The sequence below is a fragment of the Luteimonas endophytica genome (assembly GCF_029887875.1).
In the GTDB taxonomy this organism is placed as follows: domain Bacteria; phylum Pseudomonadota; class Gammaproteobacteria; order Xanthomonadales; family Xanthomonadaceae; genus Luteimonas; species Luteimonas endophytica.
The window spans coordinates 1-23,456 of record NZ_JARXRM010000027.1; the positions used below are offsets into that span (position 1 = coordinate 1).

The 23,456-nt window shown below is 70.6% G+C and carries 20 protein-coding genes and 2 pseudogenes; 11 read left to right on the forward strand and 11 right to left on the reverse strand.

Annotated features, from left to right (window positions below; genetic code table 11):
- Positions 1-82 precede the first annotated feature (82 nt).
- Positions 83-1,033 (forward strand): IS481 family transposase, encoded by a 951-nt coding sequence (locus QFW77_RS07265; protein ID WP_280573693.1) that lies wholly within the window; start codon positions 83-85, stop codon positions 1,031-1,033.
- On the opposite strand, the gene QFW77_RS07270 is transcribed toward QFW77_RS07265, so the two are convergent.
- Entirely contained in the window at positions 1,030-1,944 is a 915-nt protein-coding gene (locus tag QFW77_RS07270) for a LysR family transcriptional regulator (protein WP_280573815.1), read from the reverse strand. The two genes, QFW77_RS07265 and QFW77_RS07270, sit on opposite strands and share 4 nt — an antisense overlap.
- Positions 1,945-2,138: 194 nt before the next feature.
- Here QFW77_RS07270 and QFW77_RS19120 point away from each other — a divergent pair.
- The 7 genes and pseudogenes from QFW77_RS19120 to QFW77_RS07300 all read left to right on the forward strand — a co-directional run.
- Positions 2,139-2,225: pseudogene (locus tag QFW77_RS19120) on the forward strand (MFS transporter); the annotation flags it as partial.
- Positions 2,226-2,330: 105 nt separating this feature from the next.
- Positions 2,331-2,475, forward strand: a pseudogene (locus QFW77_RS19125) (MFS transporter); the annotation flags it as partial.
- 257 nt (positions 2,476-2,732) lie between these two features.
- A complete protein-coding gene (locus tag QFW77_RS07280; protein WP_280573783.1) occupies positions 2,733-3,818 on the forward strand; it encodes an aldo/keto reductase in 1,086 nt (361 codons plus the stop codon).
- Entirely contained in the window at positions 3,815-4,834 is a 1,020-nt protein-coding gene (locus QFW77_RS07285; RefSeq protein WP_280573784.1) for a zinc-binding alcohol dehydrogenase family protein, read from the forward strand. Before QFW77_RS07280 ends, QFW77_RS07285 begins: the two co-directional genes overlap by 4 nt.
- A gap of 29 nt (positions 4,835-4,863) precedes the next feature.
- Entirely contained in the window at positions 4,864-5,496 is a 633-nt protein-coding gene (locus tag QFW77_RS07290) for a LysE family translocator (RefSeq protein ID WP_280573785.1), read from the forward strand.
- A 75-nt stretch (positions 5,497-5,571) separates the two neighbouring features.
- Positions 5,572-7,608 (forward strand): FAD-dependent oxidoreductase, encoded by a 2,037-nt coding sequence (locus QFW77_RS07295; protein ID WP_280573786.1) that lies wholly within the window; start codon positions 5,572-5,574, stop codon positions 7,606-7,608.
- A gap of 333 nt (positions 7,609-7,941) precedes the next feature.
- The gene (locus tag QFW77_RS07300) at positions 7,942-8,400 is read left to right on the forward strand and encodes a cell wall hydrolase (protein ID WP_280573787.1); all 459 of its coding nucleotides are present in this window, start codon (positions 7,942-7,944) and stop codon (positions 8,398-8,400) included.
- Between the two features lie 84 nt (positions 8,401-8,484).
- On the opposite strand, the gene prpC is transcribed toward QFW77_RS07300, so the two are convergent.
- Genes prpC through prpB form a run of 3 tightly spaced genes read right to left on the reverse strand, consistent with a single transcriptional unit; the run spans position 8,485 to position 11,056 of the window.
- Positions 8,485-9,645 (reverse strand): bifunctional 2-methylcitrate synthase/citrate synthase, encoded by a 1,161-nt coding sequence (gene prpC, locus QFW77_RS07305; protein ID WP_280573788.1) that lies wholly within the window; start codon positions 9,643-9,645, stop codon positions 8,485-8,487.
- On the reverse strand, positions 9,642-10,172 hold the full coding sequence (locus QFW77_RS07310; RefSeq protein WP_280573790.1) for a GNAT family N-acetyltransferase: 531 nt from the start codon (positions 10,170-10,172) through the stop codon (positions 9,642-9,644). The genes prpC and QFW77_RS07310 overlap by 4 nt, the downstream gene beginning before the upstream one ends.
- Complete coding sequence (prpB, locus tag QFW77_RS07315) at positions 10,172-11,056, reverse strand: methylisocitrate lyase (RefSeq protein WP_280573791.1); 885 nt, start codon at positions 11,054-11,056, stop codon at positions 10,172-10,174. The genes QFW77_RS07310 and prpB overlap by 1 nt, the downstream gene beginning before the upstream one ends.
- Before the next feature lie 129 nt (positions 11,057-11,185).
- Here prpB and QFW77_RS07320 point away from each other — a divergent pair, with 129 nt between their 5' ends.
- Positions 11,186-12,448, forward strand: coding sequence for a citrate synthase (locus tag QFW77_RS07320; RefSeq protein WP_280573792.1), 1,263 nt, complete (start codon positions 11,186-11,188; stop codon positions 12,446-12,448).
- A 61-nt stretch (positions 12,449-12,509) separates the two neighbouring features.
- The gene (locus QFW77_RS07325) at positions 12,510-13,931 is read left to right on the forward strand and encodes a M14 family zinc carboxypeptidase (RefSeq protein ID WP_280573793.1); all 1,422 of its coding nucleotides are present in this window, start codon (positions 12,510-12,512) and stop codon (positions 13,929-13,931) included.
- A gap of 30 nt (positions 13,932-13,961) precedes the next feature.
- Here the strand turns inward: QFW77_RS07325 and prpE are convergent, their stop codons facing one another.
- Together prpE and QFW77_RS07335 are read right to left on the reverse strand one after the other, a co-directional pair.
- Entirely contained in the window at positions 13,962-15,863 is a 1,902-nt protein-coding gene (prpE, locus tag QFW77_RS07330; protein WP_280573794.1) for a propionate--CoA ligase, read from the reverse strand.
- A gap of 57 nt (positions 15,864-15,920) precedes the next feature.
- A complete protein-coding gene (locus tag QFW77_RS07335) occupies positions 15,921-17,249 on the reverse strand; it encodes a hypothetical protein (protein ID WP_280573795.1) in 1,329 nt (442 codons plus the stop codon).
- A gap of 205 nt (positions 17,250-17,454) precedes the next feature.
- Here QFW77_RS07335 and QFW77_RS07340 point away from each other — a divergent pair, with 205 nt between their 5' ends.
- Entirely contained in the window at positions 17,455-18,867 is a 1,413-nt protein-coding gene (locus tag QFW77_RS07340) for a glycosyltransferase family 39 protein (RefSeq protein WP_280573796.1), read from the forward strand.
- Here the strand turns inward: QFW77_RS07340 and QFW77_RS07345 are convergent.
- The 5 genes from QFW77_RS07345 to QFW77_RS07365 all read right to left on the reverse strand — a co-directional run bounded on the left by QFW77_RS07345 (position 18,764) and on the right by QFW77_RS07365 (position 23,427).
- Positions 18,764-19,747, reverse strand: coding sequence for a glycosyltransferase (locus QFW77_RS07345; protein ID WP_280573798.1), 984 nt, complete (start codon positions 19,745-19,747; stop codon positions 18,764-18,766). The two genes, QFW77_RS07340 and QFW77_RS07345, sit on opposite strands and share 104 nt — an antisense overlap.
- 22 nt (positions 19,748-19,769) lie before the next feature.
- Positions 19,770-20,756, reverse strand: a complete 987-nt coding sequence (locus tag QFW77_RS07350) for a malate dehydrogenase (RefSeq protein WP_280573799.1) — start codon at positions 20,754-20,756, stop codon at positions 19,770-19,772.
- 42 nt (positions 20,757-20,798) lie between these two features.
- Complete coding sequence (locus QFW77_RS07355) at positions 20,799-21,155, reverse strand: glutaredoxin family protein (protein WP_280573800.1); 357 nt, start codon at positions 21,153-21,155, stop codon at positions 20,799-20,801.
- Positions 21,156-21,169: 14 nt separating this feature from the next.
- Positions 21,170-22,369 (reverse strand): pyridoxal phosphate-dependent aminotransferase, encoded by a 1,200-nt coding sequence (locus QFW77_RS07360; RefSeq protein WP_280573802.1) that lies wholly within the window; start codon positions 22,367-22,369, stop codon positions 21,170-21,172.
- A gap of 563 nt (positions 22,370-22,932) precedes the next feature.
- The gene (locus QFW77_RS07365; protein WP_280573803.1) at positions 22,933-23,427 is read right to left on the reverse strand and encodes a peptidylprolyl isomerase; all 495 of its coding nucleotides are present in this window, start codon (positions 23,425-23,427) and stop codon (positions 22,933-22,935) included.
- Positions 23,428-23,456 lie beyond the last annotated feature (29 nt).

Sequence of the window (23,456 nt, forward strand, 5' to 3'; positions counted from 1 at the left end):
TGTGATCTCTCAGTAGGTTGTTCATCCGGGGTGATCCCGGAACACTGGAGGTGCGACCCATTCAGCACCCCAGGAGCCCCGGATGAACCTGCATAAACATGCCCGTCTTACGCCTCGCGGTCGAGCCCTGCTTGTGGAACGGGTGATCGAGCACGGTCTTCGGGTCGAAGAAGCCGCCCACGCTGCGGGTGTGAGCACTCGAACGGCCTACAAGTGGTTGCGCCGCTTCCGCGAGGAAGGCCCGGGAGGGCTCCAGGACCGTTCGTCGCGCCCGCTTCGCTGCCCCAGTGCCACGCCGGCGCCGGTCGTCGAGCAGGTAGTCGCCCTGCGTCGCCAGCGGCGGACCTATCGCCAGATCTCGCTGGCACTGCCCGTCGGCCGGAGCACGATCGCGCGGCTGATGCGTCGTGCCGGTCTGCATCGACTGGCCGAGCTGGCGCCAGCGCGCCCGGACCACCGCTACGAGTACCCACAGGTGGGTGATCTGTTGCATCTGGACATCAAGAAGCTGGGCCGGTTCTGGCGCCCCGGACATCGCGTCACCGGCGCTCGCCAGGGCACTTCGGATGGCGCCGGTTGGGAGTTCGTCCACCTTGCCATCGACGACCACTCCCGGATCGCCTTCGGTACCGTCGAGAACGACGAACGTGGCACCAGTGCGTGCCGGGCGCTGCTGCAAGCGCTACGGTACTACCGCGGCCTTGGCATCACCTTCGCCCGGGTCATGACCGACAACGGCGCCTGTTACAAGTCCCGGCTGTTCCGCCGGCTCCTGCGCCGACTGGGCCTGCGCCACCTGCGCACGCGCCCCTACACGCCCCGTACCAACGGCAAGGCCGAACGACTGGTCCAGACCACATTGCGCGAGTGGGCTTACGCTCGCTCCTATGACAGCTCAGACCAGCGGCGCCAGGCCCTGCCTCACTGGCTCCATCAGTACAACTGGCATCGACCACATGCCAGCCTCGGCTACCGGCCGCCTATCAGTCGCCTCCAGCGTCCAATGAACAACGTCCTGGGTTTACACAGCTAGCCGGTCCCCGCCTCCCACGGTGGCTCGGCGAACCGTTCGGCGAGGAAATCCACGAACGCCCGCACCCGCGGCGGCACCAGGCGACGTTGCGGCATGACCGCGTGGATGCCGCTGCAAGGCACCGGCCAATCCGGCAGCACCGCGCGCAGGCGGCCGGCACGCAGGTCCTGGTGCACGTGCCAGACAGAATGCATGGCGATACCGAGCCCGGCGATCGCCGCATCACGCACGGCCTCGCCATAGTTGCTCTCGAAGCGCCCCTGGACCCGCACCTCGACCGGCGCGCCGTCGGGGCCGGCGAAGCGCCAGGTATCGACGCGGCCGTGTCGCCCGATGAGCACGACGCAGTCGTGCGCCGCCAGTTCGGCGGGGCTTGCCGGCGCGGCGCGGCGGCGCAGGTAGCCGGGCGAGGCGCACAGCACCCGGCGGTTGACCGCCAACTGGCGCGAGACCAGCGTCGAATCGCCGAGCGGGCCGACGCGGATCGCCAGGTCGAAACCCGAACCGACCAGATCGCTGACCCGGTCGTCGAGATCCAGGCTGACCCGCAATGCCGGATGGCGTTCCAGGAAGGCATGCAGCAGCGGCGAGACATAGAGCCGGCCGAACGAGGCCGAAGCGGTGACGCGGAGCGTGCCGGCGACCTCGCTGCCGCCCTTGCGCAGGCGCTCGCCCAGCGCTTCCAGCTCGCCGACCAGCGCCCGGCCTTCCCGGGCCAGCGCGATGCCCTCGGGGGTGGGGTGCAGCCGACGCGTGGTCCGGTGCAGCAGCCGGACGCCGAGGCCCTGCTCGAGCCGCTTCAACCGTTGGCTGGCGACCGCCACGGAGATTTCCTGGCGCCTCGCGGCGGCGCTGATGGAACCGAGATCGAGGACCTGCAGGAACAGCGCGATGTCGCCGATTCGATCCACGATTATCAACCAAATACTGATAGTGATTCGGCAGTTTCGCCATTTCTGGCAAGGAAGCAAGCGCCCACACTGTGGCGCCCCGCTCTCGCCGATCCCCACGATGTTCCCCTCCAGCACCGCGCGGACGCCTCCGGCCCCGTATGCGCTCGCCGCCGTCGCCTTCGGCATCGGCACCACCGGAGTCGTCAGCGGTTTTCACCGAAGCGGCGGTGTCGCCGATCCTGTTGGTACTCGGCGTCGGCCTGATCGGCGGCAATCGGCTCGGCGGCCGCCTGGCCGACAGCGGAGGCGTGGCGCGCGCGCTTCCGGCGATGCTGGCGCCGCTGTGCGCGGGGTTCTTCGCGATGCCGCAGCGCGCCACCGCGGTGGCGATCACCGGCGCGTCCGGCCTCACCGCCTTCGCGACGGTGCCGGCGCTGCAACTGTAGGTGCTGCAGCGGGCTGGCGAAGGCGGACAGACGCTCGCGTCGCGCCTGAACATCGGCGCGTTCAATCGCGGCAATGCCGTCGGCGCATGGCTCGGCGCGCTGACGATCGACCACGGCTTCGGACCGTCCACGCTGCCCCGGCCGGCGACCGCCGCGGCGGTAGCCGGCCCGCTCGCCGCCTGCTTGCATCGCGATCCGGCTGGAGCGCGCGGGCCGGAGCCTCCGCGCCGTCCCCGCTCGAATGTCCCGGTGCCGCGGGCTGATGCGCGAACCGTCCGCCGCGCTCGCGCATCCGGACCTCGCCGCTCCCGGCAGCGGCGATGCTACCCGGCCCTTCTTTCCCCCGACAGGAGCACTCCCATGGAATACCGCCATCTCGGCGCATCCGGCCTCAAGGTATCGGCGCTCGGTTTCGGCGTCGGCACGTTCGGCGGCAAGGGGCCGCTGTTCTCGGCCTGGGGCGATACCGATGCCGCCGAAGCGAGGAGGCTGATCGACATCTGCCTGGACGCCGGCGTGAATTTCTTCGATACCGCCGATGTGTACTCGGACGGCGCGTCGGAATCGATCCTCGGCGCGGCGATCAAGGGCCGCCGCGACCGCGTGATCCTCTCCACCAAAACCACGTTGCGGCTGGGCGAGGGGCCCAACGACGCGGGCTCCTCGCGCCATCGCCTGCTGCGGGCGGTCGACGCCTCGCTGCGGCGCCTCGGCACCGACCATATCGACCTGCTGCAGCTGCACGCGTTCGATGCGCATACCCCGGTCGAGGAAACGCTGTCCACGCTCGACGGGCTGGTGCGCGCGGGCAAGGTCCGCTACCTCGGCGCCTCCAACTTCTCCGGCTGGCAGCTCATGAAGTCGCTGGCGGTGGCGGACCGGCGCGGCTACGCGCGCCACGTCGCGCACCAGGCCTACTACTCGCTGATCGGACGCGACTACGAGTGGGAACTGATGCCGCTCGGCCTGGACCAGGGCGTCGGTGCGGTGGTCTGGAGTCCGCTCGGCTGGGGCCGGCTGACCGGGAAGATCCGCCGCGGCCAGCCGCTGCCGGCAGGCAGCCGCCTGCGCGAGACCGCCGGCTTCGCGCCGCCGGTCGACGAGGAGCATCTCTACCGCGTGGTCGACGCGCTCGACGCGATCGCCGCGGAGACGGGCCGAAGCGTTCCGGAACTCGCGTTGAACTGGCTGCTGCAGCGGCCCACGGTCTCCACCGTGCTGGTCGGCGCCCGCAACGAGGCGCAGCTGAGGCAGAACCTCGGCGCGGCGGGATGGTCGCTGTGCTCCGCGCACATGGCCCGCCTGGACGCCGCCAGCGCGACGATGCCGCCCTATCCCTATTATCCGTACTGGAACGGTCAGTTCGCCGAACGCAACCCACCGCCGGTGGCCTCGCCGACGGCACCCCCCCGCGTGAGCGGCCGCCATTCCCTGGAGTCCCGATGAAAGCCGTCGCCCTCACCCACTACCTGCCGATCGACGACCCCCGGTCGCTGCTCGACGTCGAACTGCCCAGGCCCGAAGCCCCCGCCGGCCACGACCTGCTGGTGCGCGTGCAGGCGGTCTCGGTCAATCCCGTCGACACCAAGGTCCGCGCGCCCAAGCCGCAGGTCGAACCTGCGCCGAAGGTGCTGGGCTACGACGCCGCCGGGGTGGTCGAGGCCGCCGGGCCCGACGCCGGCTTCGCACCGGGCGACGAGGTCTATTACGCCGGCGACATCACCCGTCCCGGCAGCAACGCCGAGTACCAGCTGGTCGATGCGCGGCTTGCTGCGCGCAAGCCCGCATCGCTCGACTTCGCGCAGGCCGCCGCGCTGCCGCTCACCGTGCTCACCGCCTGGGAGCTGTTGTTCCAGCGCATGCCGTACGCGATCGACGGCGGGGGCGCAGGCAGGTCGCTGCTGGTGATCGGCGGCGCCGGCGGCGTCGGCTCGATCGCGATCCAGCTGGCCAGGCTCGCCGGCTTCCACGTGGTGGCGACCGCTTCGCGCCCCGAAACCGTGGACTGGTGCCGCTCGCTCGGCGCAGACCAAGTGATCGACCATCGCCAACCGCTCGCGCCGCAACTGGCCGCGATCGGCCTGTCCCAGGTCGACGCCGCGATCAATCTCGCCGACACCGCGCGCTACTGGCAGGAACTCGGCGAGCTGCTCGCGCCGCAGGGCCACCTCGGCCTGATCGTCGAGCCGTCCGGGCCGCTGAACATCGGCGATCCATACAAGGCCAAGTGCATCGGCATCCACTGGGAGATGATGTTCACCCGCGCGCGCTTCGGCACCGCGGACATCGGCGAGCAAGGGCGTATCCTCGCCCGCGCCGCGGAACTGGTCGATGCGGGCAGGCTGCGCGGCACGCGCACGCGCACGCTGACGCCGATCGACGCCGCCAACCTGCGCCAGGCGCATCGGCTGCTGGAGTCGGGCGGGATGATCGGAAAACTCACCTTGTCGGGCTGGCGCTGAAGCGGCGCCGCGCTCTCCACGGACATCGCATGAACCTCGAGAGCTGGTTGCTGTTCTGTACGCTTTCCCTGCTGACCGCTTTCAGCCCCGGCCCAGCGGTCCTGCTCGCGGTCGCCAACGCCGGCACCCACGGCCTGCGCCGCGCCCTGGCCGGTTCCCTGGGCAACATGACCGGCATCTTCGTGGTCTCGGCGACGGCGATGCTGGGGCTCGGGGCGCTGCTGAAGGCCTCGGCCTTCTGGTTCGGCATGCTGAAGTTCGCCGGCGCCGGCTACCTGATCTGGCTCGGCATCCGGCAATGGCGCAGGCGAGCGGCGGCGTTCGACGACGCGCCCGCGGCGGCGGCCGTCGGCGGTTCGCGGCGGCGGCTGTTCGCGCAGGGATTGACGGTGGCGGCCGCCAACCCGAAGAGCATCCTGTTCCTCACCGCGTTGCTGCCCCAGTTCATGCGCACCGACGCGCCGCTGCTGCAGCAGTACCTGTCGTTGACCGCCACCTTCGCGCTGTGCGCGCTGCTTGCGCATCTTTGCTACGGCGCGATCGCCCACGCCTTGCGCCGGTGGCTGCGCGGTACGCGGGGGCGCTGGTTCGACCGGCTGTCCGGGGCGGTCTTCGTGGCGATGGGGCTGGGCCTGCTGGGCCTGCGCAGGCAGGCGGCCTGACCCCGCACGCCGGCGCTTGCCAGGCGTCGCGATCCGCGGCATCGTGCGCGCTGCATACGCCAGCGTATCCCGCGCATGACGGACGCCAGCCCGGCCCCGACACCCTATCCGCACCTGCTCGCGCCGCTGGACCTCGGCTTCACCACGCTGCGCAACCGCGTGCTGATGGGCTCGATGCACACCGGGCTGGAGGATCGCGCGCGCGACTTTCCGAAACTGGCGGCGTATTTCGCCGAGCGCGCCGCCGGCGGCGTCGGCCTGATCGTCACCGGCGGCTTCTCGCCCAACATCAGCGGCTGGCTGAAGCCGTTCGCCGGCAAGCTCGGCTGGCCGTGGGAGGCGCGCAAGCATCGCCAGGTGACCGCGGCCGTACACGCCCACGGTGCGAGGATCTGCCTGCAGCTGCTGCATGCGGGCCGCTATGCCTATCACCCGCTGTCGGTGGCGCCGTCCCGGCTCAAGGCGCCGATCAACCCCTTCACGCCGCGCGCGCTGAGCGGCCGCGGCGTGGAGCGCACCATCGCGGCCTATGCCCGGGCCGCGCGACTGGCGCGCGAGGGCGGCTACGACGGCGTCGAGATCATGGGCTCGGAGGGTTACCTGATCAACCAGTTCGCCAGCGCGCGTACCAACCGCCGCCGCGACCCCTGGGGCGGCAGCCTGGAACACCGCATGCGCCTGGGCAACGAGATCGTGGCGCGGGTGCGAGAGGCATGCGGATCCGACTTCATCATCGTCTACCGCCTGTCGATGCTGGAGCTGGTGCCGGACGGATCGGACTGGGAGCAGATCGTCGCCCAGGCCAAGGCTGTGGAGGCCGCCGGCGCCACCCTTCTCAACACCGGCATCGGCTGGCACGAGTCGCGCGTACCCACCATCGCCACCTCGGTGCCGCGGGCCGCATTCGCCGGGGTCACCGCCAGGCTGCGCCCGCACGTGCGCGTGCCGTTGGTGGCGACCAACCGGATCAACACGCCGGAGGTGGCCGAGGCGGTACTGGCGTCCGGCGAGATCGACATGGTGTCGATGGCCCGGCCGCTGCTGGCCGATCCGGAATGGGTGGCCAAGGCGGCGGCCGGGCGTGCGGAGGCGATCAATACCTGCATCGCCTGCAACCAGGCCTGCCTCGACCACGTGTTCCGGAACCGGCGCGCCAGCTGCCTGGTCAACCCCCGCGCCTGCGCCGAGACCGAGTTGAACTACGTGCCTGCCACGCGGCGACTGCGAATCGCGGTGGTGGGCGCTGGCCCGGCGGGCCTGGCTTGCGCGACCGTGGCGGCGCAGCGCGGCCACCGGGTCACCCTGTTCGAGGCGGCGGACGAGATCGGCGGCCAGTTCAACCTCGCCAAGCGGATCCCGGGCAAGGAGGAGTTCCACGAAACCCTGCGCTATTTCCGCCACCGCATCGCCGAGACCGGCGTGGAGCTGCGCCTGTCGACCCCCGCCACCGCCGCGGCCCTGGCAGGATTCGAGCGCGTGGTGCTGGCGACCGGAGTGGAGCCGCGGGCGGTGGACTTCCCCGGCTGCGACCACCCCAGGGTCGTCGGCTATCTGGACGTACTGCGCGATCGGATCGTCCCGGGACGGCGGGTGGCGATCGTCGGCGCCGGCGGCATCGGCTTCGACGTCGCCGAATACCTGGTCCACGCCGGCCCGTCGCCGGCGCTGGATCCGCGGCTGTGGATGCGCGAATGGGGCATCGACCCGGGATTCTCGACACCCGGTGGGCTGGTCCCGGCCCGCCCCGAGCCGGCCGCGCGCCAGGTCTGGCTGCTGCAGCGCAGCCCCGGCCGCCCCGGCGCCCGGCTCGGCAAGACCACGGGCTGGATCCACCGCGCGAGCCTCAAGGCCAAGGGCGTGAAGGCGTTCGGCGGCGTCGAGTACCTCGGCGTCGACGATGCCGGCTTGCACGTCCGCATCGACGGCACCGAACGGCTGCTCGAGGCCGACCACGTGGTGGTCTGCGCCGGCCAGGAGCCCCGCCGCGATCTGCTGGAACCAATGCGGGCCGCGGGCCTGGACGCGCAGCTGATCGGCGGTGCCGATGTCGCCGCGGAACTCGACGCCAAGCGCGCGATCGCCCAGGGAAGCACCGTGGCGGCCGGCCTCTGAACGTCCCCGCGATGCCGGCCACCCTCGCAAGTGGCTGATAGCGATCGAATTCGGGTCAAGCGCTGGGGCGAGCCCCGTTCACGAAGCGTTCCGAGAGCGCCCCTTAGGGTGCGCGCACCTGACCTGCCGCCTGAATGCGGCGGGCCCGGCCGGGACGCCCCAGCACCCCGGCCACCCGGGGCCAAAGCGCCATAGAGCCGCTGCCCTTCTTGTCGCGAGCCATCGCGAGCGTCCGGTCCCCACCGGGTGCGCCCATTCGCCATGCCGGACCGCCCCACTTCGCCACCCGGCGCAGCGCAGGCCCCGGCGCAACGGAGCAAGGAGTCCGACCCGATGAAGCTGGCCTGGATCCTCTGGCTGACCTCGATCCTGCCGCAGCCCGCGGCCGATTCGCTGTGCCTGAGCACCACCCTGTACCTGGAGGCCCGCGACCAGTCGCCGCGCGGCCAGCAGGCCGTGGCCGAGGTGGCGCTGCGCCGCCAGGACAGCGGCCTGTGGGGCGAGTCGATGTGCGAGGTGGTGACCGCGCGCAAGCAGTTCGCGCCGACCATCGTCTCCCCGCGCACCCGCCTGAGCAATTCCGAGGCCTGGTCGCAGGCGATCACCGTGGCGATCGAGTCGCAGCGCAACTGGGCGCTGCCGCCGGGCGAGCGCAAGGAGATCGTGCCCGGCGCCAGCCATTTCATGGCCCACGCCATCGCCAGCCCGAGCTGGCGCAATGCCTACCAGGTGGCCACCATCGGCGACCATACCTTCCTCAGGGTGCAATCGCTCAGGCCGCGTAAGTCGTAGCGCCGCGGCCGGGCCCTCCGGATGGAAAAGGCCGCGCATCGCGCGGCCTTTTCTTTGTCGGCCGCTCCAGACGGCCGGGACCGCTCAGGCGCGGCGGTCGATCGGCACGAACGCGAGGTTCTCCGGCCCGGTGTAGTTGGCGCTGGGGCGGATGATCTTGCCGTCGATGCGCTGCTCGATCACGTGTGCGGCCCAGCCGCTGGTGCGCGCGATGACGAACAGCGGCGTGAACATCGCCGTCGGCACGCCCATCATGTGGTAGCTCACCGCGCTGAACCAGTCGAGGTTCGGGAACATCTTCTTGGCGTCCCACATCGCCGTCTCCAGCCGCTCGGCGATGTCGAACATCCTGGTATTGCCCTGCTCGACCGACAGGTCCTTCGCCACCTGCTTGATCACCTGGTTGCGCGGATCGCCGGTGGTGTAGACCGGATGGCCGAAGCCGATGATCACCTCCTTGCGCGCCACCCGCTCGCGGATGTCGGCCTCGGCCTCCTCCGGCGTCTGGTAGCGCTTCTGCACCTCGAACGCGACCTCGTTGGCGCCGCCGTGCTTGGGACCGCGCAGCGCGCCGATCGCGCCGGCGATGCAGGAGTGCATGTCGCTGCCGGTGCCGGCGATCACCCGCGCGGCGAAGGTGGAGGCGTTGAACTCGTGCTCGGCGTACAGGATGAGGCTGGTGTGCATCGCCCGCACCCAGTTGGGCGAAGCCCTGCTCCCGTGCAGCAGGTGCAGGAAGTGGCCGCCGATGCTGTCGTCGTCGGTCTCCACCTCGATCCGGCGGCCGTTGTGGCTGAAGTGGTACCAGTACAGCAGCATCGAGCCCAGCGAGGCCATCAGCCGGTCGGCGATCTCGCGCGCGCCGGGGTGGTTGTGGTCGTCCTTCTCCGGCAGCGCGCAACCGAGCACCGAAACGCCGGTGCGCATCACGTCCATCGGGTGCGCCGATGCCGGCAGCCGCTCCAGCGCGCCCTTGAGCGCCGCCGGCAGCCCGCGCATGGCCCGCAGCCGGGCCTTGTAGGCCTCCAGTTCGGCCATGTTCGGCAGCTTGCCGTGGACCAGCAGGTGGGCGATCTCCTCGAATTCGCTGCTGGTGGCCAGGTCGAGAATGTCGTAGCCGCGGTAGTGCAGGTCGTTGCCGCTGCGGCCCACGGTGCACAGCGCGGTGTTGCCGGCGGCGGTGCCGCTCAGGGCGACGGACTTCTTCGGCTTGAATCCGGCGGGGTTGACGGTGGCGTCGCTCATCGGCTGTCTCCTTGGTGTGCACGCCGCGCGGTGGCGGCGGCGGCGCTGTCGTGATCGGGTGGGCGCCTGGGCTGCAGGGCGAGTTTGAAGCCGGTGTGGCTCGGGACGAAGCCGAGCCTTTCGTAGAAGCGGTGCGCGTCGCCGCGGCTGCGGCCGGAGGTGAGCTGGACCATGCTGGCGCCGGCAGCGCGGGCGTGATCGATCGCGTGCTCGAGCAGCTGCTCTCCCAGGCCCTGTCCGCGGCAGCGGCTGGCGACCCGCACCGCCTCGATCAGCGCGCGGGTGGCGCCCCGGCGGCTCAGGCCCGGGATCGAGGTGACCTGCACCACCGCGTTGACGCCCGCCTCGTCCTCGCCGACGGCGAGGTAATGCCGAGGGTCGGCGTCGATCGCGGCGAAGGCCCGCAGGTAGTGCTCGGCCTCGGGGTCCTCCGGGGTCTCTCGCGTGGCCCCCAGCGGGTCGTCGGCCAGCATCGCCACGATCGCCGGCAGGTCGTCGCGCCGCGCCTGGCGGAAGCGTGTGGCCATCAGCGTCCGCCGGCGAACAGTGCGTCCAGCCGCTGCTCGTAGGCGTGATAGCCGATGCGATCGTACAGCTCTTCGCGGGTCTGCATGGTATCGAGCACGCCCTTCTGGTGACCGTCGCGGCGGATCGCGGTGTAGACGTTCTCGGCGGCGCGGTTCATCGCCCGGAACGCCGACAGCGGAAACAGCTGGATCGCCACCCCGGCCGAGGCCAGCTCGTCGCGGCCGAACAACGGCGTGGCGCCGAACTCGGTGATGTTGGCCAGCACCGGCACCTTCACCGCGTCGACGAAGCGGCGATAGGTGGCGAGGTCGTGCGCGGCCTCGGCGAAGATGCCGTCGGCGCCGGCCTCGACGCAGGCGATCGCGCGCTCGATCGCCGCCTCGACGCCGTCCACCGCGATCGCGTCGGTGCGCGCGATCAGGAAGAAGTCCGGGTCGGTCTTAGCGTCCGCCGCGGCCTTGACGCGGTCCGCCATCTCGGCCACGCCGACGATCTCCTTGCCGGGCCGGTGGCCGCAGCGCTTGGCGCCGACCTGGTCCTCGATGTGGCAGGCGCCGGCACCGGCCTTGATCAGCGACTTCACCGTGCGCGCGATGTTGAACGCGCTCGGCCCGAAGCCGGTATCGATGTCGACCAGCAGCGGCAGCTCGCAGACGTCGGTGATCCGGCGCGCGTCGACCAGCACGTCCTCGAGCGTGTTGATCCCCAGGTCCGGCAGGCCCAGCGACCCGGCCGCCACGCCCCCGCCGGACAGGTAGAGCGCGCGGTAGCCGGCGCGGGCGGCGAGCAGGGCGTGGTTGGCGTTGATCGCGCCGATCACCTGCAGCGGCGACTCGGCGGCGAGGGCGGCGCGGAAGCGGGCGCCTGCGGAAGCCTGGCTCATCGAATTCCTCCTGGGGCGGCGCGAGGCCTGCGGGCGGCGGGGCCGCGCGCCGCGCCTGCGCCGGGCGAAGACAATCTGGCACCGATCCACGTATTGATCAATCTTGATGGAACCAATCAATATGTCGGCATGCCCTCCTACTTCGTCTCCGCGCGCGAGGCCTGCGCGATCCTCGGCGTCGCCCCGGCCACGCTGTACGCCTACGTCAGCCGCGGCCTGCTGGAGTCGCGGCCCGGTCCGGACCACCGCAGCCGCAGCTACAGCCGCCTGGACCTGCAGCGACTCGCACGCCGCAAGCGCGCCGGCCGCGGCGCGGCCGGTGGCGCCGCGCAGAGCCTGGATCGCGGCCTGCCGGTGCTGGAGACCCGGATCTCGCTGATCGCGCCGGACGGCCCCTACTACCGCGGCCGCTCCGCGGTGGCCGCGGTCCGCGACGGCGCCACGCTCGAGGACGCGGCGCGGCTGCTCTGGGATTGCGGCGCGGAAGACCCCTTCGCCGCCCCGCCCGCGCGGCAATGGCCCGCACGGGTGGCGGCAATCGCCGGCGATTCCGCGCTGCCGCCGCTCGAGCGGGCGATGGCGGCGATTCCGCTGCTGGCGCTCGAGGTGCGCCATTCGTTCAATTCGGCGGCGCCGGTGCGCCGCGAGATCGCCGCGGCGCTGCTGCGCCAGACCGCCGCCCTGCTGGTGGCCGGGCGGCCCTCGCCGCGGCCGATCCATGCCCTGCTCGCCCACCGCTGGAAGCCGCGCGACCCGGCGTTCGCCGAACTCGTGCGCGCGGCGCTGGTGCTGTGCGCGGACCACGAACTCAACGTCTCGGCATTCGCCGCGCGCGTGGTGGCGTCGACTGGGGCGCACCTGCACGCGACCGCGTGCAGCGGACTGGCGGCGCTGTCCGGGCCGCGCCACGGCGGCGCCACCGCGCGCGCCTACGCATTGATCGGGGACGCGCTGCCGGCGGACTCCGCTTCGGCGTTGATCGCCGCGCGCTGGCAGCGCGGCGACGACCTGCCCGGATTCCGCCACGCGCTCTATCCGGACGGCGATCCGCGTGCCGCGGAGCTGTTGCGGATGCTGCACGCGGCACGCGGGCGCAACCGCGCCATGCGCCGCATCGACGCGCTGATCCGCAGTGCCGAGGACATCAGCGGCCAGCGCCCCAACATCGACTTCACCCTGGCCGCGATCTGCCATGTCCACGGCCTTCCCGCGGCGCCGGCGCTGGTGCTGTTCGCGGCAGGGCGGCTCGCGGGCTGGCTGGCGCACGCGCTGGAACAGCAGGCAGACGGGCGGCTGATCCGGCCGCGCGCCAGGTACCAGGGCGACCGCCCGATCCGGACGGACGGCGCCGGGCAGCATCTGCGCCGGAACGCCACGGCCGCCGTGGATTGACATCGCGCCATCGTGCGCGGAGGCTGCGCAGCGACCGGCCCCTCCGCTACCGAGACCCGCGATGCGCCTCTCGTCCCCGCTGTCTCCGCTCGGGCTGTTCCTGGCCGCTCTGGCCGGTGGCGCCTGCGCCCACGCGTCCGGCGATCCGGGCCGAGCCCCGCACGCGATCGCCGCGCCCGCGCCACCGGCATGGCTGGACGAACTCGCGCGGCGCTACGACGGCGAATACCGGGCGCTAGGTCTGGAAACGCGCATGTTCTCACCCGAACAGTGGTGGCGAGTCGCCACCCCGCTGTTGGCCCGGGACCGTGGCTTCACCGTTGCGGAGGCCGGGCGCAGCGCCGAGGGCCGGCCGCTGCGCCACGTCGCCTGGGGCGAGGGCGCGACCCGGGTGCTACTGTGGTCGCAGATGCACGGCGACGAAAGCACCGCATCGATGGCGCTGGCCGACCTGTTCCGCTTCCTGGGCGAACACCCAACGCACCCGCTGGTCGAGCGACTGCGCCGGGAGGCCACGTTGCACTTCCTGCCGGTCATGAATCCCGACGGTGCGGCCAGGTTCCAGCGGCGCAACGCCCAGGGCATCGACATCAATCGCGACGCCCGCGCGCTCGCATCGCCCGAGGCGCGGGCGCTGAAGTCGCTGCGCGACCGGGTGCGGCCGGCGTTCGGCTTCAACCTGCACGACCAGCGCGTGGGCTACCGCGCCGGCGACTCGGAGCGCGGCGTGGCGATCGCCCTGCTGGCGCCCCCCTACGACGCGAGCGGCGGCGTCAACCCGGTACGCGCGCGCGCCATCGAGGTGGCGGCGGTGATGCGCACCGCGCTGGAGCCCTACATTGCCGGCCGCATCGCGCGCTGGGACGACAGCTTCAATCCACGCGCCTTCGGCGACCTGATGACGCAATGGGGCACCAGCACCGTGCTGGTCGAATCTGGCGGCATCGAGGGCGACCCGCAGAAACAGGTGCTGCGCAAGCTCAATTTCCTGGCGTTGGCCGCCGCGCTGGACGCCATCGCCAGCGGCAGCCATGCGGGCACGCCGCAGGCGCTCTATGCCGGGCTGCCCGAGAACGGCGAAGTCTGGCCTGACCTGCTCATCGAGGGTGGCGTGCTCGCGGCACCGGGCGTCGCCGAAGCGCGCGTCGACCTGTTGGTGAAGTTCGAGCATCCGCTCCTCGGGCACGGCGGCGAGATCGCCGACGTCGGCGACCTCGCCGGCGCCCGCGCGCGCCGGGTGATCGACGCCAGCGGACTGTTCATCGTCCCGATCGCCGGTCCGGGCGCGGCCGGCGCCGGCGCCAGCGGATCCCCGCCCGCCCCCCCGCCGATCGGGCCGGGAGAACCCGCGCGCTTTCACCTCAGCCGGGACCCCCAGGGGCGCGACATCGTCTGGACCCTGGCGGAGGATCTCGATCCTGCACACCGCTATCCCGCGACCGTCGGCGAGCGCGCGGGGGAGACGTTGCCGCCGGGATTCTAGTCGTCGCGCAGGATCGCCAGGCGGCGAGGATCAACGCTCGGCTCCCGACCCGCCCGCCAGCGCGCGCCGCACTTCCTCCAGCGCGTTCGGATCGTCGAGCGTGGACAGGTCGCCCGGGTCCTGACCCTGCGACAGCGCCTGCAGCGAGCGCCGCAGCAGCTTGCCCGAGCGCGTCTTGGGCAGCGCGTTGACGATGTAGACCCGCGCCGGGCGGGCCACCGCTCCGAGCGAGCCGTCGACCGCGCGCTTCATGTCGCTCGCGGCCCGGTCGCGCGCGGCCGCGTCCGCCTGCGGATCGCGCAGGGTCGCGAACACCACCGGCACCTGGCCCTTGACCTCGTCCGCAACGCCGATCACCGCGACCTCGGCCACGGCTCCGCACGAGGACACGGCCTCCTCGATCTCGCGCGTGCCCAGGCGGTGGCCGGCGACGTTGATCACGTCGTCGGTCCGGCCGAGGATGAAGGTATAGCCGTCCTCGTCGCGAATCGCCCAGTCCAGCGAGCTGTAGACCAGCTCCCGGAAATGCGAGAAATAACTGGCCAGGAACCGCTGGTCGTCGCGCCAGACCGTGGTCATGCAGCCTGGCGGCAGCGGCGGGTCGATCACCAGCACGCCCTTGTGCCCCGGCGCGGCCTCCTCGCCGCTCGCCTCGTCGACCACCCGCAGCCGATAGCCCGGCACCGGCAAACCGGGCGAGCCGAACTTGACCGGTTTCGTTTCCACGCCCGGCATGAGCGCGAGCACCGGCCAACCGGTCTCGGTCTGCCAGTAGTTGTCGATCACGGTCTTGCCGATGCCGTCGGTGATCCAGTGCGCGGTCGATGCGTCCAGCGGTTCGCCGGCCAGGAACAGGTACTGCAGCGCCGAGAGGTCGTATTTCGCCAGCCAGGCCGGATCCTGCTTCTTGAGCACCCGGATCGCGGTGGGCGAGGAGAACATCGTGCGCACCCGGTACTGCTCGCACAGCCGCCACCAGACGCCCGGGTCCGGACTGGTCGGCAGGCCCTCGTAGAGGATCGAGGTGGCGCCGGCGATCAGCGGCCCGTACACGTTGTAGGAATGCCCCACCGCCCAGCCCACGTCGGAGGTCGAGAACATCGCCTGGCCCGCGCGCACGTCGTAGATCGCCCACATCGACATGGCCATCGCCACCGCGTAGCCGCCGACGTCGCGCTGCACGCCCTTGGGCTTGCCGGTGGTGCCGGAGGTGTAGAGCAGGTAGCTCGGTTCGTTGGACTCGAGCCACTCCACCTCGACCTCGGCGCCGGCGTGCCGCTCGCGCAGTTCCCGGTAGTCGAGGTCCCGGCCCTCGACCCGGGCATGGTCAGGATCCAGGCCCCGCCCCACGATCAGCACGTGCGGCGGCGGGGCGTTGGCCTCGGCGCAGGCCGCGTCGACCAGCGGCTTGTAGGGCAGGACCTTGCCGCCGCGCATCCCCGCATCGGCGGCGATCAACAGCTTCGGTTCGGCGTCGTCGATGCGCAGCGCCAGGTTGTGGGCGGCGAAGCCACCGAAGACCACCGAGTGGATCGCGCCGATCCGCGCGCAGGCCAACATCGCCACCGCCGCCTCGGCCATGTTCGGCATGTAGATCACCACCCGGTCGCCGCGGCCGACCGCGAGCGATTTCAGCACCGCCGCGAACTCGTTCACCTCGCGGTACAGGTCGCGAAAGCTCAGCTCGCGGGTCTGTCCGGTTTCGGTGGACACCGCCGCCAGCGCCAGCTGGTCCGCGCGCGCCTCCAGGTGGCGGTCGACCGCGTTGTAGCAGAGGTTGGTCTCGCCGCCGACGAACCACTTGCGGAACGGCGGGTTCGAATAGTCGAGGATCCGATCCGGCTGCCTGTGCCAGTGGATGGCGCGCGCCTGTTCAGCCCAGAAGGCTTCCGGGTCGTCGACCGACCGTCGGTAGAACTCCTCGTATCGCATGGGGGCTCCCCGGTGCGGACCCTGCCGCAGCATAGCCCGGGGACGGCAGGCCGGGGTTCAGACCTTGGTCGCAGGAGGCTTGGGGGTTTGCGGTCCGCCCCCGGTCGCGGGTTCGGTCCGGAGCGCCGCCCGGCTCGGGCCGCTCCTCCGCCCCACCTGTCTTAGCACCAGGCCGCACAGCAGCGGCGCCAGCAGGAACATGCCGAGGAAATAGCGGCCCTGGATCTCGAAGACCGTATGCACGACCCAGAAGGCCAGGATCCACAGCACCGGGAGCCAGGCGCGCGGCGGTGCGGCGGCGCGCCGCGATCGTGCGGCGGTCCACCCGCAGGCGATCAGGATGGTCAGCGTCAGCGCGCGATAGGCGAGCTGCTCCAGGCCCAGCGCGCGCAAGTAGCGCTCCTGAAGGCGCTCGCGGTCCTGGCGCGTATCGATCCGGGCGCGGATGTTGGGTGATTCAATCAGCCAGTAGAGCGCGTACGGGGGCGGACTGACGATCTGCGGCGCCTTGCACGCGACCACCGAGATCCAGTGCTCAAGTGGCCTGGCGCTCAGACGATCGCGGGCGGCCACGAGCATCGAACGGTCCAGGTCCTGGCGGGCTGCCTGCGCGGCCGCCACGGACCAATAGCCGCACCTTTCGTCCCGTCTGTCGCTGGAGACCAACAGCCCCGCGTACAGCGTCACCGCCGAGCTCGTGCGGATCTGCTCGGTGCGCCCACTCGCCTGCCGCATCGCCATGTCCGTCGCGAAGCCGAGCAGCGAGCCGGCCAGAAGGACGCCGTAGATCGCGCTCGCCCCGGCCCGCGGATGACCCCGGCGCAATATCATCAGCGCCAACGCCATCGGCACCAGCGCCCACACCACCAGCGCGTACTGCGGTTTGGTCGAAACCGCGAAGGCGATCGCCACCGCGGCCAGGGGCAACCGGATCCGGAACGGAAGTGAAAGTCCAGGACCGAAGGCTAACCACATCCCGAGCCCGAGCTGCGCAGCAGAGATCAGATCGAGCTGGACGATGCCGAAGAACGGGGTGATCAACAGCAGGTATGCCGCCGTCAGCTGCGCGAAAACACGCCAGCGCGTGGGATCGACATGCCAGGCGAGGCCCAGCGCCGCGGTTGCGGCGGGCAGGTTGAGTGCGAGCGCCGAGGCGACCGGCGACCATCCCAGTGCCTTGGGAACGGCGAGCAGCCATAAACTCAGGCCGCCGCGCTCGTAGGCCGCGACATCGCCTGCGGCCGCCCAGTAGTAGCCCCAGTCGCTATGCGGCGCGGGCTGCCACCAAAGCGCCAGCCAGGTCCCGAGACCCATGAGCAGCGCCCACTGCGTCGCTGCGATAGCGGTCCACAACAGCTTTCGATTGTTCGATGGCAGCGCAGGCATACCCACCCTGATACACGGCCGGCGGCAGCCGCTCGGCACGCGCGGCCACCGGCCGTGTCGGATCAGCCACTATGATGACACGCCGGATTCCCAATCACGGCCGCCTCGCCGCTCCTGGTGTCAGGAAGATCGAGCCGTCCCGGAACCACTTTCAGCTCCTGCCCGTATGCCCGAACCAACCCATGTGTCGCCTGCCCGATCCGGATTGGGGATCTCCGAGGTGGCGTGGCTCGCCCTGATGCTGCTTGCCGTCAAGCTTGCATGGCTTGGGCTCGACGTCACGCCGCGCCTGTACATGGGTGATTCGATGAGTTACCTGAAATCGGCTGCGCTGCTGACCGGCAGCGGGAGTCGCTCGTTCCTCTACGGGTGGGTCCTTCGCTTCACCGCGCTGCCCTTCGATTCGCCCGTCGCGCTGGTCGCAGTGCAGGCGTGCTGGTCGCTGCTCTCGTGCCTAGGCCTGTACATCCTGCTTCGTTGCCCACTCGGACTGCCGCGCTGGCCGAGCGCCACCGGCGCCTTGCTGCTCGCGACCGAACCGGCCCAGGTGTTTCTGGAACGAATGGTGATGGCGGAAACCCTGGGACTGCTCGCGCTGGTCGCCACGCTGCTCCTGCTGGCGCGGTATCTGGCTAGCGGGCGGCTGCGCTGGTACTTGCTGGCCTGCCTCGGTGGTCTGGCCGCGGCGGCGATCAGGCTGAACCTGCTTCCGGTCGTCCTGGGGCTCGGCCTGGCGGCTCCATTGCTCTGGGCGTTCGCAGGCGGCAAGCGCCCCGCAACCTCGCGCTGGCGCCATCTGGCGATAGCCCTGGCGATGCTGGTCGGCACGCACGTCGCCTACACGCAAGCCTACGGCCGCGCCGCCCACGCCCCGGCCGGATACCTGGCCCACACGGGCATGATGCGAATCGGCCTGGTGGCGCCGTTGATCGAGCCGGAACATTTCCACGGCACCGGCGTTTCGGGGGAGTTGCTGCGGGAGGTGCGGATTCCGCTGAACGATCACTGGCAGCGCAGCCACCATATCTGGGACGATGGCGGTCTCTGGTCGGTGCTGGTGGAACACAGCACCACACCCGAACTGGTCGCGCGCACCGTGACCCGGCGGGCGCTCCTCGGCGATCCACTGGGCCTGCTCCGGATCAATATCGCGACTCTGGCCGGCTACTTCGATGCCCGGAGGAGCCGCTCGAAGATGCTCGACGACACCGGTGTCCGAACGCTGCAACCTCCGGAGCTTCGGCAGCTCCACCAATGGACCGGTTGGAACTTCAGCGGCAGCGACACGGTCGATTCGCCCGCGCGGCGCTATTTCGCCCTGTCCGCCGCGTGGCTCGCCGCCTGCCTGTTCGCACTCGGGCCGTTGGCGGTGATCACCGGAATCCTGGGCTGGCGGTCGCGTTCTCGCGATCAGTACCTGCTATTGGCTCTGGTCTCGCTGGGGCTGGTGGCCAATCATCTGCTGTTCGCCCACATCCATTCGTACCGGTACCTCCACCCGATGCCCTTGTTCGTCATCGCGAACCTGGTGGTAATCCTCGTCTCCGTTCGGCGGCGACGCCCCCCGAACTTAGTTCGCCCGGGCCGGGCGCAGCAGCCAGGTAGGCCAGAAACCTGACTTCCCTGCGCCCGCGTGCGACCGAATCCAGGATCACGCCAGCCAGCAGCGCCAGCGCAGACATGACCAGCAGCGCCGCCACCAGGATCGCGGTCGGAAATCGCGGGACCAGCCCGGATTGCGCGTACGTCACCAGCAGCGGGATCGAAAGCAGGAGCGCGACCGCCAGCAGGCCGCCTCCCATGTTTCCGTAGAACGCCACGGGCCGTTCCCGCGCGAACAGCGTCGCGATCTTGCCGAGAATCCTGAATCCGTCCTTCCAGGTGCTCAGCTTGCTCTGCGAACCCTGCGGCCTCTCCCCGTAGGGGGTCGCCAGTTCCGCGACTGGCATGTGCATCTGCAGCGCGTGCACGGTCAGCTCCGTCTCGATCTCGAATCCGGATGATTGGACCGGGAAGCTCTTGACGAACCTGCGCGAGAACGCACGGTAGCCCGAAAGGATGTCCCGGGACGAACGCCCGAACAGCCAGGCCAGGAATCCGGTGAGGGCGCGGTTGCCCCAGGCGTGGCCGGCGCGGTATGCACCGGTGGCGGTCGCCTCGCGCACGCCGACCACCATGTCGTGCCCGTCGAGAACCGCACGCACCAGCCGCGGAGCGCAATCGGCCGAGTAGGTGTCGTCGCCGTCGACCAGCAGGTACACGTCCGCCTCCACGTCGGCGAACAGGCGCCGCACCACGTGCCCCTTGCCGCGCAGGGGCACGCGTGCCACCCGCGCGCCCGCGCTGCGGGCCAGGTCCGCAGTGCCGTCGTCGGACGCGTTGTCGAACACGTGCACGACCGCCTCCGGCAACGCGCGGCGGAAGTCCTCGACAACCTTCCGTACGGTATGCGCCTCGTTGAAGCAGGGGACCAGGACGGCCAGCCGGAATGTGGGCACCGCTCGGGTCGCGCCGGATGGTTCAGCCAAGCAGGTGCGCCACCCCGCCGCGCTCTTCCTCGAGCTCCGCAAGGGTCTTGTCGATGTACCGCTGGCTGAACTCGTCGACCGGAAGGTCCTTGACCAGGGTGTACTCGCCGCCCGCCGTGGTCACCGGGAAGCCGAAGATCACGCCTTCGGGGATCCCGTAGCTGCCGTCGGAAGGAATGCCCATCGTCACCCACTTGCCGTCGCTGCCGAGCAGCCAGTCGCGGACGTGGTCGATGGCGGCGTTGGCGGCCGATGCGGCCGAGGACAGGCCACGCGCCTCGATGATCGCCGCGCCGCGCTTGCCCACGGTCGGGATGAAGGTGTTGGCGTTCCACTCCTGATCGTCGATCGCCTCGGCGACCGATGCGCCGTCGGCGGTGGCGAAGCGGTAGTCGGGGTACATGGTCGGGCTATGGTTGCCCCAGACCACCAGCTTCTCGATGCCGCCGACCGGCTTGCCGAGCTTCGCCGCCAGCTGGCTGAGCGCGCGGTTGTGGTCGAGTCGCAGCATCGCGGTGAAGTTCTTCGCCGGCAGGTCCGGCGCCGACTTCATGGCGATGTAGGCATTGGTGTTGGCGGGATTACCGACCACCAGCACCTTGACGTCGCGGCTGGCCACCTTGTTCAGTGCCGCTCCCTGGGCGGTGAAGATCTTGGCGTTCTCCAGCAGCAGGTCCTTGCGCTCCATGCCCGGCCCGCGCGGGCGCGCGCCGACGAGCAGCGCGACATCCGCGTCCTTGAACGCCACTTCCGGGTCGTCGGTGCCGACCATGCCGGCCAGCAGCGGGAACGCGCAGTCCTCGAGTTCCATCATCACGCCCTTGAGCGCCGCCTGCGCCTTCTCCATCGGCAGCTCGAGCAGCTGCAGGATCACCGGCTGGTCCTTGCCCAGCATCTCGCCGGAGGCGATGCGGAACAGCAGGGCGTAGCCGATCTGGCCGGCGGCACCGGTGACGGCGACTCGGACGGGCGTCTTCATGGGGAAGTCCTCTCGGTCTCTTGGGGTTGCGGGGCCATCGCGTCAGTAGACGCGATAGCCGAGGGGGGCGAGCCGGGCATCGAGGGCTGCGGTGTCGTAGCCGCGCACCACGTCCTGGCCGATCACGGTCACCGGCACGCCGCGGGCCCCCAGGGCGCGCATCGCGCGGTCGCCTTCGGGGGTGTCGATGTCGAGCACGCGGTAGCGCACTTTGGCGACCTCGAAGTCCTTCTGCTGCCTGCGGCAATAGCCGCACCATTCGGCGGCGAGCATGACGATGCCCTTCTCGCCGCTGAGGTTGCGCGGGTCGTCCGGGTGCAGCTTGGCGGCCTCGGCGCTGCGGAAGTGCAGGAACGCGCCCGCCCCGGCCACGACCAACAGGATCATCAGCATGCGCATGGGGCTATTCCGGCTCAGGCCAGTTCGGCGAAGAATTCCCGGATCCGTTCCAGCCCGGGGGCCAGCTGCGGCGTCGGGCAGGTATAGCTGATCCGCATCGCCCGCGGCTCGCCGAACGCCGAGCCGGGCACGCAGGCCACGCCCTTGGCGTCGAGCAGGGCAGTGCAGAAATCGACGTCGTTGGCGATCTGCCTGCCCTGGTGCCGCTTGCCGAAGGCGACGCTGATGTCCGGGAACACGTAGAACGCGCCCTGCGGCCGCGGGCAGACGATGCCCGGGATCGCGCTGAGGACATCCAGCACCTGGTCGCGCTTGGCCTGGAACTCGGCGCACTTCTCGCGCGGCACGTCCTGCGGCCCCGACAGCGCGGCCACGCCGGCGGCCGAGACGATCTCCGGTACGTTGGTGATGTGGTTGGAGTTGAGCGTGGTGACGGCCTGCGCTACTTCCGCGGGACCGGCCATCAGCCCCAGGCGCCAGCCGGGCATGCCGTAGGTCTTCGACAGCGAGTCGAGGAAGATCACCCGGTCGCGCAGCTCGGGGCGCGCGTGGACGAAGTTGTGGTAGCCGACGCCGTCGAACACCATGCGGTTGTAGATGTCGTCGGTGATGATCCAGGTCTCCGGATACTTCACCAGCACGTCGGCCAGCGCGGCGATCTCGTCCTTGGTGTACACCATCCCGGTCGGATTGGACGGGTTGTTGAACAGGAACACCCGCGGCTTCTTCGCCATGGCGGCGTCCAGCTGCGCCGGGTTGAGCTTGTAGTCCTGCTCGGGCGGGCACGGCAGCAGCTGGATGTCGGCGTTGAGGATCTCGCCGACGTCGACGTAGCTGGTCCAGTACGGGGTCGGGAAGGCGAAGCCGTCGCCCTCGTCCAACAGCGCCTCGGCCAGGTTGTAGATGAGGTGCTTGGCGCCGACGCCGGTCGCGCAGTTGGCGCGGGTGTAGCCGTCGAGGCCGATCTCGGCGATGTGCCCGAGGAAGGCATCGAGCAGCGCGTCGGCGCCGCGGTTGCTGCCGTACTGGCCGGAATCGTGCTCGAGGGCGTCGCGGGCGGCGGCATAGACGTGCTCGCCCGGCAGGAAGTTGGGCACCCCGATCGAGAAGCTGATGATGTCCCGGCCCTCGGCCTTCAGGCGCTTGGCCTTCTCGGCAACCTGCATGATGGCGCTGGGCTTGGCGCGACCAATGCGCCGGGCAAGCTGGGGCATCGCTGGACCTCTCGGGAAGGGCGGGAAGACGCGCGCGGACCGGGTCTGCTGCGGCGCGCAATTTTAGCATGGCGGCGCGGTTCGGCTGGGCGCGTTTTTCCTGGGGCAGGTGGGTTCGCGATTCGCGGGCTTCGGAGCCAGCGGCGCCCGAACCGGGGGAGGCTCCCCGGCGGAGTCGGGCCATCCATGGTCTGCTGTCCGCCTCCCCCGGCCCGGACGCCGCGTTGGTGATTAGCTTTCGGCTGCTCGGTACCCAGTCCGTCCGAAGCCCGCCACGCAAAGAAGCGGGAGACGTGCCGGGGGTGTTGCGGAGAGCAGACCATGCATGGTCTGCGGCCCTGACTCCGGCCATGGATGGCCGGACGGAAGGGCGGAGCAATACCCCCGGCGCGGCTCGCGCTCCGCGGTGCTTCCGAAGCGGCTCTTCAATGTCGCTGCGTCGTGGCGACGATGCGAAATCCCCGCCCCCTCCATCGGGCGAAACTGCCTGGCGCCCCCCGGCGCGGCCCACCCCCGCACACCATAGAATCGAAGCGCACTTCGGGCCGGAGTGCGGCCCGGGCTCAAGCCGCCAGGATCTTGTTCCACTCGGCCACGCGGTCGGCGCGCGCCGCCAGCGCCGCCTCGGCGTCGCCCTCGATCTTCACCGACCGGATGGCATCGCCCTGCTTCACCGCATCCACCACGTCCAGGCCCTCGGTGACCTTGCCGAAGACGGTGTGCTTGCCATCCAGCCAGTCGGTCTTGATGTGGGTGATGAAGAACTGGCTGCCGTTGGTGTCCGGGCCGGCATTGGCCATGGACAGCACCCCACGCTCGTGGCGGACGCCGTTGTCGGTCTCGTCCTCGAACCTGTAGCCGGGCCCGCCCCGGCCGGAGCCCTCCGGGCAGCCGCCCTGGATCATGAAATCCGGGATCACCCGGTGGAAGGCCAGCCCGTCGTAGAAGCCGCGTTGCGCCAGGTTGACGAAGTTGGCCACCGTCAGCGGGGCCTTGTCGGGATACAGCTCGACCTTGATCTGGCCACGGTCGGTCTCGAAGAGGGCATTCAGGGACATATCGGATCCTCGGCTGGGTGCGAATTCGG

Excerpts from the sequence above, each read along its gene's own strand:
- QFW77_RS07355 (WP_280573800.1), bottom strand. The coding sequence starts at position 21,155 with ATGCGCATGCTGATGATCCTGTTGGTCGTGGCCGGGGCGGGCGCGTTC.
- prpC (WP_280573788.1), bottom strand. The coding sequence starts at position 9,645 with ATGAGCGACGCCACCGTCAACCCCGCCGGATTCAAGCCGAAGAAGTCC.
- QFW77_RS07325 (WP_280573793.1), top strand. The coding sequence starts at position 12,510 with ATGCGCCTCTCGTCCCCGCTGTCTCCGCTCGGGCTGTTCCTGGCCGCT.
- QFW77_RS07290 (WP_280573785.1), top strand. The coding sequence starts at position 4,864 with ATGAACCTCGAGAGCTGGTTGCTGTTCTGTACGCTTTCCCTGCTGACC.
- QFW77_RS07310 (WP_280573790.1), bottom strand. The coding sequence starts at position 10,172 with ATGGCCACACGCTTCCGCCAGGCGCGGCGCGACGACCTGCCGGCGATC.
- QFW77_RS07265 (WP_280573693.1), top strand. The coding sequence starts at position 83 with ATGAACCTGCATAAACATGCCCGTCTTACGCCTCGCGGTCGAGCCCTG.
- QFW77_RS07365 (WP_280573803.1), bottom strand. The coding sequence starts at position 23,427 with ATGTCCCTGAATGCCCTCTTCGAGACCGACCGTGGCCAGATCAAGGTC.
- QFW77_RS07300 (WP_280573787.1), top strand. The coding sequence starts at position 7,942 with ATGAAGCTGGCCTGGATCCTCTGGCTGACCTCGATCCTGCCGCAGCCC.
- prpB (WP_280573791.1), bottom strand. The coding sequence starts at position 11,056 with ATGAGCCAGGCTTCCGCAGGCGCCCGCTTCCGCGCCGCCCTCGCCGCC.
- QFW77_RS07320 (WP_280573792.1), top strand. The coding sequence starts at position 11,186 with ATGCCCTCCTACTTCGTCTCCGCGCGCGAGGCCTGCGCGATCCTCGGC.
- QFW77_RS07360 (WP_280573802.1), bottom strand. The coding sequence starts at position 22,369 with ATGCCCCAGCTTGCCCGGCGCATTGGTCGCGCCAAGCCCAGCGCCATC.
- QFW77_RS07280 (WP_280573783.1), top strand. The coding sequence starts at position 2,733 with ATGGAATACCGCCATCTCGGCGCATCCGGCCTCAAGGTATCGGCGCTC.
- QFW77_RS07295 (WP_280573786.1), top strand. The coding sequence starts at position 5,572 with ATGACGGACGCCAGCCCGGCCCCGACACCCTATCCGCACCTGCTCGCG.
- QFW77_RS07335 (WP_280573795.1), bottom strand. The coding sequence starts at position 17,249 with ATGCCTGCGCTGCCATCGAACAATCGAAAGCTGTTGTGGACCGCTATC.
- prpE (WP_280573794.1), bottom strand. The coding sequence starts at position 15,863 with ATGCGATACGAGGAGTTCTACCGACGGTCGGTCGACGACCCGGAAGCC.
- QFW77_RS07350 (WP_280573799.1), bottom strand. The coding sequence starts at position 20,756 with ATGAAGACGCCCGTCCGAGTCGCCGTCACCGGTGCCGCCGGCCAGATC.
- QFW77_RS07285 (WP_280573784.1), top strand. The coding sequence starts at position 3,815 with ATGAAAGCCGTCGCCCTCACCCACTACCTGCCGATCGACGACCCCCGG.